Origin of the sequence: Streptomyces sp. NPDC127098 (assembly GCF_042722465.1) — a bacterium.
Lineage (GTDB): Bacteria > Actinomycetota > Actinomycetes > Streptomycetales > Streptomycetaceae > Streptomyces > Streptomyces millisiae.
Window position 1 is genome coordinate 22,779 of sequence record NZ_JBHXFJ010000042.1, and the last position, 12,065, is coordinate 34,843.

The window sequence follows — 12,065 nt, forward strand, 5'->3', positions numbered from 1 at the left end:
CGCATCGCGGACTCTCCTCAGGCAGCCTCAGACTCGTTCGAGCAGGAAGTAGAAGTGCTGGCCATTGTGCAGGACCAGCTCCGATTTGCCGTTCATGATGCCCATCAGGGTCGTGTCGTCGACCCGCTTGAAGTGGTCGAGATCGGGCCGACCGTCGTACACCATGGTGGCCGTCACCTCGCCGCGGAACTCGATGTTCCACAGGCTGGCCTCGCCCCCGCCGAGCGCGACGTTGGAGAACAGCTCGCCGTTCTCGCCGTAGCAGATGAGGGGCTTCGCGTCGGTGACCGAGTTGAACGTCTTGCCGAACCAGCGGATGGCCGACAGCCGCTGGTAGAGGCCGTGTCCGGTGGCGAAGCCCTGCCCCTTCCAACGGCCCAGGATGTCCTTGGCCGGCACCGTGTCGAGACAGGACCAGATCCGGTCGAGCTCCACGCTCGACACCCCGTCGTTCCGCTTTCTCAAGTGGTGGAATCTCACCCGGGCTTCGTCGATGTTCACCAAGCGTCCCTTCCCCATGGGGGCCGGTTGCGGCGCCTTACGAACTCAGCTGTTCTCGATCGCGACCGACCGTACGCCGGAGCCCGGAACCGAACAAGGTCGCCCGAGGAAGGGGCGGCGCGCTTCAGCCATCGGTGAAGACCTCGCCGCGCGCCGCCTTCGTCGCCAACAGCGGCGGCGGGGCGAACCGTTCGCCGTGGGCGGCGCTGAGCGCCTCGGCGCGGGCGGCGACGGCGGGCAGTCCGCCCGGGTGGCCGGTGGCGAACTGGAGGGCGCCGCCGGTCCAGCCGGGGAAGCCGACGCCGAGCAGCGAGGCGACGTTGGCCTCGGCCACCGAGGCGACCACGCCCTCCTCCAGGCAGCGCACCGCTTCGATCGCGGCGGCGAACAGCAACCGCTCGCCGAGCTCGGCCGGGTCGGCGGGGGCGGCCCCCGCGCTGGCGAAGTGTTCGCGCAGCCCCGGCCAGAGCCGGGTGCGGCGCCCCTCCGCGTCGTAGTCGTGGAAGCCGGCGCCGGCGGCCCGGCCCGGGCGGTCGAAGGTGTCGAGCATCCGGTCGACCACGGCGTCCCCCGGGTGCGGGGCCGCGCCGCCGCGGGTGCGGCGGAACAGCGGCAGCGACACCTCGTCGAGCAGCGCCAGCGGTCCGGTCCCGAAGCCCGCCTGGGCGGCGGCCTGTTCGACGCTGGCGGGCGCGAGGCCCTCACCGACCATGGCGGCGCCCTCGGCGAGGTAGCGGCCGAGGACTCGGGAGACGAACGAGCCGCCTGGTCCTTCGTGGACGACGATCGGGGTCCTGCCGAGCACCCTTGCCAGGTCCAGGGCGCGGGCGAGCGCGGCGTCGCCGGTGGCCGGTCCCCGCACGATCTCCACCAGTCGCGCCCGGTCGGCGGGTCCCGCGAAGCGCAGTCCGACAACGTCGGCGCGCCCCGTCTGCTCGACGAGCCGGGCGACGGGCACGGCCGGGCTCGTGGCGCACAGCAGGGTGTCGGGATCGAGCGCCGCCGCGACGCGCTCGAACGCCTTGTGGTCCGGGTCGGCCTCGGCGGGGGCGGCCACCACGACCACGTCGCGGCCGACCAGTTCCTCGGTGGCCTCCGTGACCGCCGTGTCGAGGCCGGCGGCCGCGCAGGCGCGGGCGATCTCGCCGGCCGCCTCGCCGTCGCCAAGGACGGCGACGCGGCGGGTGGGCCGGGCGGGCGGGCCCGCGGCGTCCCGGCGGGCGGTGACCGCGCGCAGGTCGAAGAAGAGACCCTGGATCATGTTCCTGGCGGTCTGGCCGGTGACCAGCTCGGTGAGGTAGCGGCCCTCGACGAGCAGCGCGGTCTCCAGGTCGACCTGGGCGCCCTCGACCGCGGCGGCCAGCAGCAGGCGCGGCGCCGGGAACGGGGCGCCGCGCAGCCGCTTCTGCAACTGGGCGGGGAGGGCGATGAGTCGGGGGGCGAGTGCGCGGTCGCCCGGGGTACCGCCGCGGATCCGGTAGCCCTCGGTGTCCCAGGGCTGGGCGGCATCCGGGTTGGCGCGGACGAAGGCGCGCGCCTTGGTGAGCAACTCCTCCGGGTCGGCGGCCAGTTCGTCGACGAGGCCGGCGGCCAGCGCCTCGCGCGGGGTGTGCCGGCGGCCTTCGAGCAGCACCGTGGGCAGCGCGCCCATGAGGCCGAGCAGCCGCACGGTGCGGGTGACCCCGCCGCCGCCCGGGAGGAGGCCGAGGGTGACCTCGGGCAGCCCGATCTCCGATCCGGGCGCCTCCAGGGCGATCCGGTGGTGGCAGGCCAGGGCCAGCTCGTATCCGCCGCCGAGCGCGCTGCCGCCCAGGGCGGCGACGACCGGCCGGCCCAGGCTCTCCAGGCGGCGCAGGGTGCGCTTGACCGCCAGGTTGGCGGCGAGGAAGTCGGCGGCGCGTTCGCGGGGGACGGCGATCAGCTCGCGCAGGTCGGCGCCGGCGAGGAAGGACTTCTTGGCGGAGGTGACGACGACGCCGGTGAGGTCGTCGCGCTCCTGCTCCAGGCGGTCGACGGCCCGGTCGAGGGCGGCGGTGAAGGCGGCGTCGACGGTGTTGGCCGAGCGTCCTGGCGCGTCGAGGACGAGGGTGACGATCCCGTCGGCGTCCCGCTCCCAGCGGATGACGTCGTGGGCGGTGCTGCTGGTCATGGCGACGGCTCCTGCTCCTTCCCGGCGGGTGGTCAGACGCGTTCGAGGACGGTGGCGATGCCCATGCCGCCGCCGACGCACAGGGTGACCAGGCCGCGCCGCAGGTCCCGCCGCTCCAGCTCGTCGAGGAGGGTGCCGAGGATCATGGCCCCGGTGGCGCCCAGCGGGTGGCCCAGGGCGATGGCGCCGCCGTTGACGTTGACCCGGTCGGGGCCGAGGCCGAACTCGCGCATGAAGCGGAGCACCACGGCGGCGAACGCCTCGTTGATCTCGACCAGGTCGATGTCGTCGATGGTGAGCCCGGCCCGCGCCAGCGCCTTGCGGGTGGCGGGGGCGGGGCCGGTGAGCATGATGGTGGGCTCGGAGCCGGAGACGGCGGCCGAGAGGACGCGGGCGCGCGGCGTCAGGCCGAAGCGCTCGCCGGCCGCCCGGCTGCCGATCAGGGTGAGGGCGGCGCCGTCCACGATGCCCGAGGAGTTGCCCGCGTGGTGGACGTGGTCGATCCGCTCCAGCCAGTGGTACTTGCGCAGCGCCACGGCGTCGAAGCCGCCGGCCTCGCCGAGGGCGGCGAACGACGGTCTGAGGCCGGCCAGGCTGTCGGCCGTGGTGCCGGGGCGCAGGTGTTCGTCGCGCTCCAGGACGGGGACGCCGGCCCGGTCGCGGACGGGCACCACGGAGCGGTCGAAGCGGCCGTCCTTCCAGGCCGCGGCGGCCCTGGCCTGGGACTCGGCGGCGTACTCGTCGACGTCCCGGCGGGTGAAGCCCTCGACGGTGGCGATCAGGTCGGCGCCGACGCCCTGCGGGACGTAGCCGATGGTCATGCTGGTCATCGGGTCCTCGAACCAGGCGCCGCCGTCCGAGCCGATCGGCACCCGGGACATCGACTCGACGCCGCCGGCGATCACCAGCTCCTCCCAGCCGGCGCGGACCTTGGCGGCCGCCAGGTTGACCGCTTCGAGGCCCGAGGCGCAGAAGCGGTTCTCCTGGACGCCGGCCACGCTGTGCGGCAGCCCGGCGGCCAACGCGGCGACCCTGGCGATGTCCGAGCCCTGGTCGCCGACGGGGCTGACCACGCCGAGCACGACGTCGTCGACGGCCGCCGGGTCGAGCCCGGGGAGGCGACGCAGCAGCTCGCCGATCAGCCCGGTGACCAGGTCGACCGGCTTGGTGCCGTGCAGCGAGCCGGTGGCCTTGCCGCGGCCACGCGGCGTGCGGATGGCCTCGTAGACATAGGCTTCGGTGGTCACGCTCCGGCCCTTCCCTCCAGCCAGGTGACTGAACGGTAGTTAACTACCGACGGGAGGAACGCTAGAAGCCCCTCCTGGGGCGGTCAAGACGCGGACCGTCCCTCGTAGGCCGCCTCCACGGCCGCGAGGTCAAGCTTCTTCATGCCCATCATGGCCCGCATGGCGTCGGCGGCCCTGGCCCGGTCGGGCGAGGAGAACAGCTCCAGCATCCGCCGGGGCACGATCTGCCACGACAGCCCGTACTTGTCCTTGAGCCAGCCGCAGGGCCCCTCCTCCCCGCCGTCGGCCGTGAGCGTGGCCCACAGCTCGTCCACCTCGGCCTGGTCGGCACAGTCGACCTGGAGCGAGACGGCCTCGTTGAAGGTGAACTGCGGGCCGCCGTTGAGGCCGACGAAGCTCCGGCCGGCGAGTTCGAAGGTCACGGTCAGCACCGAGCCGGGCTCGCCGGGGCCGGCGTCGGTGTAGCGGGTGATGTCCACCACCCGCGAGTCGGGGAAGACGGACGTGTAGAACGTGGCGGCCTCCTCGGCCTGGCCGTCGAACCACAGGCAGGTGGTGATCTTGTCCATGATGGGCTCCTCGCCGCTCGGTGTCGTGCCGTCGGTTGGACTGACCCGAGCGGGCGGCGGAACTCATCGGTGCCGGCGAGGGAGGTCCCTCACCGGCTCGCGATCGGCGGCGGCTGGTGGGCCCGCACCGGCGGTGGCGGCGCGGTCAGCCGCTCGACGGCCACCCGGGTGTGCTGTCCGGTGCAGCCCTGGGCCAGCCGTGAGGTGCCCACGTCGGCGGTGAGCGCGTTGGGGTTGCCGTGCACACAGGTGGCCGCCTCGGGCGCGGAGGGGTCGAACCAGGCGCCGGTGGCCAGTTGCAGCACGCCGGGCCGCAGCGCGTCGCTGAGCACCACGGCCGCCAGGCAGGAGCCGACGGCGCTGCGCAACCTGACCACCTCGCCCTCGGTCAGGCCGAGGGCGGCGGCGTCCTCGGGGTGGACGCGTACCGGTTCGCGCCCGGCGACCTTGGCGGCGGCGCTGTGCGGGCCGTGGTCGAGCTGGCTGTGCAGCCGGGTGGCTGGGTTGTTGGCGACGAGCCACAGGGGGAACTCGGGATCCGGCGCGGGCGGCGGCAGCCAGGCGGGGTGTCCCGGGCAGTCGTCGTAGCCGAAGGAGGCGACGGTCGCCGAGTACAGCTCGATCCGGCCCGACGGGGTGGCCAGCGGGTGCCGCGCCGGGTCGGCACGGAAGCGTTCGTAGAGGGTGTGCCGGGTGCGCCGGCCGGTCAGCGTGACCCGGCCGGCGCGCCAGAACGCGTCGAAGTCCTCGGCGGGCGTGTGCTCGGGTGGCAGGTCGGCGCGCCAGCCCTCGTAGAGATGGGCCAGCCACTGCCGGGCGGTCCTGCCCTCGGTGAACTCGGCGCCGACGCCGAGCTCGTGGGCGAGGTCGGCGAAGATGGCGTAGTCGTCGCGGGCCTGGCCGCGCGGTTCTGCGACCCGGTGCATGGCGATCAGCACCGGGTCCTGTCGGGCGGCGCCGAGGTCCTCGCGCTCCAGGGTGGTGGTGGCGGGCAGCACGATGTCGGCGTGCCGGGCGGTCGCGGTCCAGAACGGCTCGTGGACGACCACGGTGTCGGGGCGGGTGAAGGCGCGGCGCAGCCGGGCGAGGTCCTGGTGGTGGTGGAACGGGTTGCCGCCGGTCCAGTAGACGAGCCGGGTGTCCGGGTAGGTGAGCCGCTGCCCGTCGTACTCGTAGCTCTCGCCGGGGCGCAGCAGCAGGTCGGCGATGCGGGCGACCGGGATGAAGTCGGGGACGGGGTTGGTGCCCTGCGGGAGGGTGGGCAGGCCGTACGGCAGCAGCCCGGCGCCGGTGCCGGCGGTGGCGCCGTAGCCGTGGCCGAAGCCGCCGCCCGGGAGGCCGATCTGGCCGAGCAGGGCGGCCAGCGCGATGCCGGCCCAGATCGGCTGTTCGCCGCGGTGGGCGCGCTGCAGGGACCAGCTGAGCGAGACCAGGGTGCGGTGCGCGGCCATCTCGCGGGCAAGCGGGGCGATGCGGTCGGCGGGGACGCCGCAGACGGCGGCGGCCCAGGCGGGGGTCTTGGGCACGCCGTCGGCGGCGCCGAGGACGTAGTCACGGAACACGTCGAACCCGGTGACGTGCGTCGCGCAGAACGCGGCGTCGTAGCGGCGCTCGACCAGGAGGACGTACGCGAGGGCCAGGAGCAGCGCGGTGTCGGTGCCGGGCAGCGGGGCGATCCACTCGGCGTCGAGATCGTCGGCGAGGTCGTCGCGCAACGGGCCGACCAGCACGAAGCGGGCGCCGCGGGCGCGGGCGGCGCGCAGCTGGCCCGCGGCGGTGTGGCGGCTGACGCCGCCGGCGTTGACCTGGGAGTTCTTGGCGGGCATGCCGCCGAAGCAGACGAAGAGCTCGGTGTGCTCGGCCAGCACGAGGTAGGAGGTGGGCTCGACGATCGACCGGTCGTCGCCGACGACGTGGCTCAGCAGGTTCCGGGAGGCGCCCAGGCTGTAGGTGTTGACCGAGCGGGTGTAGCCGCCCAGGTGGTTGAGGAAGCGGTGCACCTGGCTCTGGGCGTGGTGGAAGCGGCCGGCGCTGCCCCAGCCGTAGGAGCCGCCGAAGATGGCGGAGTTGCCGTGGGTGGTGCGGACCCGGTCGAGTTCGCGGGCGAGCAGCGGGACGACCTCGTCCCACTCGACCGGCACGAACGCGTCCCGGCCGCGTTCGGGGTCGGGCCCGGGGCCCCGGGTCAGCCAGCCGCGCCTGACGTACGGCCGGTCGACCCTGGCCCTGCTGAACGCCGGCAGGTTGCGCAGCAGCGGCGAGGGTTCGGGGTCGCCGGGGTCGGGGCGGAGGCTGAGGCGGTCCTCGCCCGGGTGGTGGGCGGCGTGGAAGGCGCCGTAGTGCGAGCTGTGCGGGTGGTGCTCGGTCATGGCGTGGCCGGCCCGTGGTGGGTGCCGAGGCTGAGCATGAGCCGGTTGGCCCAGGCGAAGAAGGCGGCGCAGTGCACCAGGTCGACGAGTTCGAGGTCGGTCAGGCCGGCGTCCCTGAGGTCGGCCACGTCGGCGCCGGTCGCGGTGGTCGGCACCGGGGCGAGGCCGGCGGCCAGCCGCACCACCAGGCTGGCGCGGCGGCCGATGACGGCGTCCGAGCCGTGGGCGAGGAGCCGGGCCACGGCGGCCCGGTCAAGACCGTGGCGGGCGGCGAGCCTGGCGTGCACGGAGACACAGTAGACGCAGCCGTTGTGCAACGACACGGCGGTCGCGGCCAGTTCGCGCTCGGCGCGGGGCAGACCGCCCTCGGAGGCGAAGGCCGCCAGGTCGATGGCGGTGCGTTCGGTGAGGATCGCGAGATCGTGGCCGAGGGTGCGGAAGTAGGGGGTGTCGGGCCGCTTGCCGGCCAGTGCCCGGTGGTGCTCCGCGCTCAACTCCGCGACGGGGATGGGCCGCACGGTGGGGTGCCAGGTGAGCACCTCGGTGGTGAAGCGCGGGCCGCCGGCCACGGTGGGCGTCGGTCCTTCGGCGGGGCGCCCGGTGGCCAGCAGCCGCAGCCCGGCGGCGAGTTGCAGCTGCTGGTTGACGAAGGCGATCGCCTGGGAGAGCGTGACGATCTCCGCGTCGGCGAAGCCGGCCGCGTACAGGGCCTCGATGTCGGCGGCCGACGCGGTGCCCGGGGCGTGGGTCAGCAGCCTGGCGTGGGCGGCGGCCGCGACCGCGCGCCGTCCCTCCTCCGGGCCGGCGGCGTAGTGCGCGAGCGCGGCGGGCTGCCGGTGGGCGGCGGCCACCGCCCGCGCGGCGACCCGCAGTTCGGGCAGAACCGCGGGACCGCCGCCGAACAGGACGTCATGCGCGCGCTGTTGGAGCCCCACCAGGCGCGGGCGCAGGGCCCGCAGCCGGGTGACCTCCGGCAGGTCCCCGGCGAGCCGGTCGATGACGTCGTACACGGCGGTACCTCCTCAGGCGGCTCGGCGGGCGGCGGGGTGGCCGGCGTCCAGCAGCGCCCGGGTGTAGTCGGACTCCGGGTGCTCCATGATCCGGTCGCGGTCGCCGGACTCGACGATCTCGCCGGCGCGGAGCACGGCGATCCGGCTGCTCATGTGGCGCACGACGGTGAGGTCGTGGGAGATGAACAGCATCGCCAGGCCACGGCGGCGCTGGAGCTCGGTGAGGAGGTTGAGCACCTGCGCCTGGACGGAGACGTCGAGCGCCGAGACGGGCTCGTCGGCGACCAGCAGCCGCGGTTCGAGGGCCAGGGCCCTGGCGATGCCGACGCGCTGCCGCATGCCGCCGGAGAGCGCGTCCGGGTAGGCGGTGGCGAGGTCCGGGTCGAGGCCGACCTCGGCCAGCAGGCCGGCGACGCGCGCTCGCCGCTCGGCGCGGCCGAGGTCGGTGTGGAACGCGAGCCCCGCGCCCACGGTGTCGCCGATCCGGCGGTCGGGGTTGAGGGAGCCGTACGGGTCCTGGAACACCATCTGCACCAGCGGCGCGAGGCGCCGCCGCGCGCGGCGGGAGGCGTGGGTGACGTCCTCGCCGTCCAGCGAGACGGTCCCGGAGTCCGGCCGCCGCAGCCCGAGCAGCACCCGCGAGACGGTGCTCTTCCCCGACCCCGACTCGCCGACGAGCCCGAACGTCTCCCCCGCCGCGATCTCGAACGACACCCCCCGCACGGCGACCTGCCGCGGCCGGCCAAGCCGGCCGGGATAGGAGACGGTCAGGTCCCTGACGACCAGCAGCGGCGCCGCGTCCGCCCTCGGCGAGGCGGCGGCCGACCGGGCTTCGCCCGGGCTGGCCGGCGCGGGCCCGGCCTTCGGCCGCGGCGCGGCCGCGGCGGCTCCGCCGCCGGCGGTGGCTGACGCTGCCTCCGCCCCCGGCGAAGCGGATTCACCGCCGGCCGACGCAAGGGCGTCCGAGCCGTCGGAGACAGCCGGCACCGCACCGCCCCGGCCGCCCGCGTGGCCGGCCGACGCGGGCTGCGCCAGGCCTGCCTCCGCCGGAGGCGAAATCTCCGCAGCCCCGACGGCGGCCGGCGTGTCACCCCGCCCGCCCGCACGGCCGGCGGAGCCGGCCGACGCGGACGCGGCCCCCGCGGCTTCGCCGCCGAGCGTGGCCTCCGCCGAAGGCGAGGCGGTGCCCGAGCCGTCGGAGACAGCCGGCACCGCGCGGTCCGGGCCCGCCACGCGGCCGGCGGAGCCGGCCGACGCGCCGGCCTCCGCCGGAGGCGGGACGCGGAGGGTCGGATCGGCGAGGGCCTCCTCGTCCAGTTCGCCGACCAGGGTGGCGACGACCTCGGGGACGGTGGGGAGGCGGGTGCCGGGCTCGTCGTCGGGGCGGGGGACGGAGGCGACCAGCGCGCGGGTGTAGGGGTGGGTGCCGGCGGTGAGGACGCGTTCGGTGGGGCCCTGTTCGACGAGTCGGCCGCGGTACATGACGGCCACGCGGTCGCAGACCTGTGCCACCACGCCGAAGTCGTGGGTGATGAGGACGACGCCGATGCCGGTCTCCCGCTGGAGGCGGACGAGTTGGCCGAGGACCTGGGCCTGGACCGTGGCGTCGAGGGCGGTCGTCGGCTCGTCGGCGATGAGCAGCTCAGGCTCGTTGACCAGGGCGAGCGCGATCATGACGCGCTGCCGCATGCCGCCGGAGAACTGGTGCGGGTACTGGCGGGCGCGCTCCTCCGGGCGGTCGATGCCGACGCGGGTCAGCAGCTCCACGGCCCGGGCGCGGGCCGTGGCGCGGTCGGCGTCGGCGTGGTGCAGCCGGTACGCCTCGGCGATCTGCTCCCCCACCCGCCGGTAGGGGTTGAGCGCGTCGAGCGCGTCCTGGAAGATCATCGCGACCCGCCGGCCGCGTATCGTCCGCAGGGTCTTCTCGTCGGCGCCCACCAGTTCCCGTCCTTCGAGGGTGACGGAGCCGGTGACCGTGGTGGTGTGCGGGTCGTGCAGGCCGAGGACGGCGAGGCCGGTGGCGCTCTTGCCGGAGCCGGACTCGCCGACCAGGCCGACGATCTCGCCCGGGCGGACCTCGAAGGAGGCGTCCCGCACGGCGGGCCTGGCGGCGCCCGCGAAGGCGACCGTGAGGTTGGTGACGGACAGCAGTGACATGACGTGACTCCCGGGCGCGGTTCAGACCTGGATCAGGTCACGGCGGGTGGTGGTGAGGTACTCGAAGCCGGTGTCCGTGATCACCACGCTGTCGGAGTGCTGGAGGCCGCCGAAGCTGGGGATGCGGAGGTTGGGTTCGATCGTCAGCACCATGCCGGGTGCCAGGACCAGGTCGTCGTGCGGGCCGAGGCTCGGCTGCTCGTGCGGGCCGAGCCCGAGGCCGTGGCCGATCCGGCCCGGCAGGTAGTCGCCGTAGCCGTGCCGCACGTAGGAGGCGCGCGCCGCCTCGTACACCTCGGCGCAGCTGAGGCCGGGCCGCAGGTACGGCTTGACCTCCTCGTTGATCTCCAGCAGCGCCTCGAACGCGGCCTGTCGTTCGGCGTCGAGCCGGCCGATGGCGACGGAGCGCTCGTTCTCGGTGTGCATGCCGTCGATCGCGGTCCAGATGACGGTCCACTGGATCTCGCCGTCGACGGGGCGGCGGTCGGTGGGCGGGGCGGAGTTCATCGGGACCCGGTCGCCGATCAGGGAGTAGGCCCAGAGGGAGTTGAAGACGCCGCCCTCCAGGTTGCCGAAGTCGATCGCGATCCGGTCGGGGTGCCGGGTGGCCCACGTCTCCTGCATGGCGCGCATGGCGGCGGCCGAGACCTCGACCTCGCTGCGCCGCTCGGCGACGGCGGCCAGCACCGCGTCCATGCCGGCGTCGGCGACGGAGGCGGCGACCCGCAGCGACTCCAGTTCGGCCGCGTCCTTGACGTAGCGGGCCCGCATCAGGGCCTGGCCGGCGTCGACGAAGGTGGCTTCGGGCAGCGCCTCGGTGAACCTGGCGAGGTGGTTGTACGGCAGGAACTCGCCCTCGATGCCGATCCGGCCGCCGGCCAGGCCGCGTTCGGCGAGGACGTCGGACAGCACCTGCCACCAGTGGTCGGGGCCGATCTCCCTGGCCCACCGGCCGTAGGGGCGGATGTCGGTGATGAGCGAGACGCGCCGCGAGGAGTGGGCGCGCAGCGCGTGCAGCACGAAGACGGGCTCGCCCTCGGCCGGCAGCACGACGAGGACGGGGTGGGAGTAGATCACCGGGGTGTAGCCGGAGAGGTAGAACGTGTTCTGCGGCTTGAGGACGATCATCGCGTCGACGTCGGCGGCGCGCAGGTTCTCCTGGACGCGGGCCCAGCGGGCCCTGACGGTGGTGGTGTCGGGCAGCATCAGACGGTCCTCGTGGAGGTTGTCGGTACGTGGGGGGCGCCGCGGCGGCGGGAGAGGCGTTCGCCCAGCAGGTTGGCGGAGATCACCAGGGCGACCAGGCAGAGCCCGGGCAGCACGGCGATCCACCAGGAGCTGAGGAGCTGGCCCTGGCCCTCGGAGACCATCAGGCCCCAGTCGGCCTCGGGTGCCTGGGCGCCGAGGCCGAGGTAGCTGAGGCCGGCCTCCATGAGCACGGCCCGTGACAGGTCGAGGGTGGCGGTGACCGCGACCAGTCCGCGCACGCCGGGGAGGAGGTCGCGGACGGCGACCCGCCAGGCCGGGACGCCCTGGGTGAGGGACGCCTCGACGTACTCGCTGGTGCGCAGGGCGAGGACCCGGGAGCGGACCAGCCGGAAGTAGGTGGGCCAGCCGGTGAGGGCGATGACCAGCACCAGGACGGCGGTCGACCGGCCGCCGAAGGAGAGCACCAGCAGCGCCAGCAGGATGGAGGGCAGGGCGAGCTGGATGTCGGTGAGCCGGGAGAGTATCTGGTCGAGCCAGCCGCGGGCGAAGCCGGCGGCCAGGCCGAGCGCGGTGCCGAACACCCCGCCGCACAGCACCGCGAGCGCGCCGACCAGCAGCGGGGTGCGGGCGCCGTGCAGGAGCCGGCTGAGCAGGTCGCGGCCGAGCTGGTCGGTGCCGAGGAGGTAGCCGTGCTCGCCGGGGGCCGCGTTGGTGTGGGCCAGGTCCTGGGCGAGCGGGTCGTGTGGGGCGATGAGGGGGGCGAGCAGGGTGAGGGCGACGATCAGGGCGAGGACGGCGGCGCCCACGGTGCCGCCGTTGACGCGTCCGCCGAGGAGGTGTCGGTTCTTCATCGG

The 12,065-nt window shown here is 74.8% G+C and carries 9 protein-coding genes; all 9 read right to left on the reverse strand.

Annotation, left to right across the window (positions count from 1 at the left end):
* Positions 1–27: 27 nt before the first annotated feature.
* The gene (locus ACFWI8_RS24050; protein ID WP_387095021.1) at positions 28–465 is read right to left on the reverse strand and encodes a DUF4334 domain-containing protein; all 438 of its coding nucleotides are present in this window, start codon (positions 463–465) and stop codon (positions 28–30) included.
* 160 nt (positions 466–625) lie between these two features.
* A complete protein-coding gene (locus ACFWI8_RS24055; protein WP_387095023.1) occupies positions 626–2,650 on the reverse strand; it encodes an enoyl-CoA hydratase-related protein in 2,025 nt (674 codons plus the stop codon).
* 32 nt (positions 2,651–2,682) lie between these two features.
* Positions 2,683–3,897 (reverse strand): acetyl-CoA C-acetyltransferase, encoded by a 1,215-nt coding sequence (locus tag ACFWI8_RS24060; RefSeq protein WP_387095024.1) that lies wholly within the window; start codon positions 3,895–3,897, stop codon positions 2,683–2,685.
* 83 nt (positions 3,898–3,980) lie between these two features.
* On the reverse strand, positions 3,981–4,466 hold the full coding sequence (locus tag ACFWI8_RS24065; RefSeq protein ID WP_387095025.1) for a VOC family protein: 486 nt from the start codon (positions 4,464–4,466) through the stop codon (positions 3,981–3,983).
* An 89-nt stretch (positions 4,467–4,555) separates the two neighbouring features.
* On the reverse strand, positions 4,556–6,835 hold the full coding sequence (locus ACFWI8_RS24070; protein ID WP_387095027.1) for a molybdopterin-dependent oxidoreductase: 2,280 nt from the start codon (positions 6,833–6,835) through the stop codon (positions 4,556–4,558).
* Positions 6,832–7,845, reverse strand: a complete 1,014-nt coding sequence (locus ACFWI8_RS24075) for a peroxidase-related enzyme (protein WP_387095029.1) — start codon at positions 7,843–7,845, stop codon at positions 6,832–6,834. The genes ACFWI8_RS24070 and ACFWI8_RS24075 overlap by 4 nt, the downstream gene beginning before the upstream one ends.
* A 12-nt stretch (positions 7,846–7,857) precedes the next feature.
* Positions 7,858–10,002 (reverse strand): dipeptide ABC transporter ATP-binding protein, encoded by a 2,145-nt coding sequence (locus tag ACFWI8_RS24080; protein WP_387095031.1) that lies wholly within the window; start codon positions 10,000–10,002, stop codon positions 7,858–7,860.
* Between the two features lie 21 nt (positions 10,003–10,023).
* On the reverse strand, positions 10,024–11,208 hold the full coding sequence (locus tag ACFWI8_RS24085; RefSeq protein ID WP_387095033.1) for a M24 family metallopeptidase: 1,185 nt from the start codon (positions 11,206–11,208) through the stop codon (positions 10,024–10,026).
* Positions 11,208–12,062: an ABC transporter permease gene (locus ACFWI8_RS24090; protein WP_387095034.1), complete on the reverse strand. Its 855-nt coding sequence runs from the start codon at positions 12,060–12,062 to the stop codon at positions 11,208–11,210. The genes ACFWI8_RS24085 and ACFWI8_RS24090 overlap by 1 nt, the downstream gene beginning before the upstream one ends.
* Between the last annotated feature and the right edge of the window lie 3 nt (positions 12,063–12,065).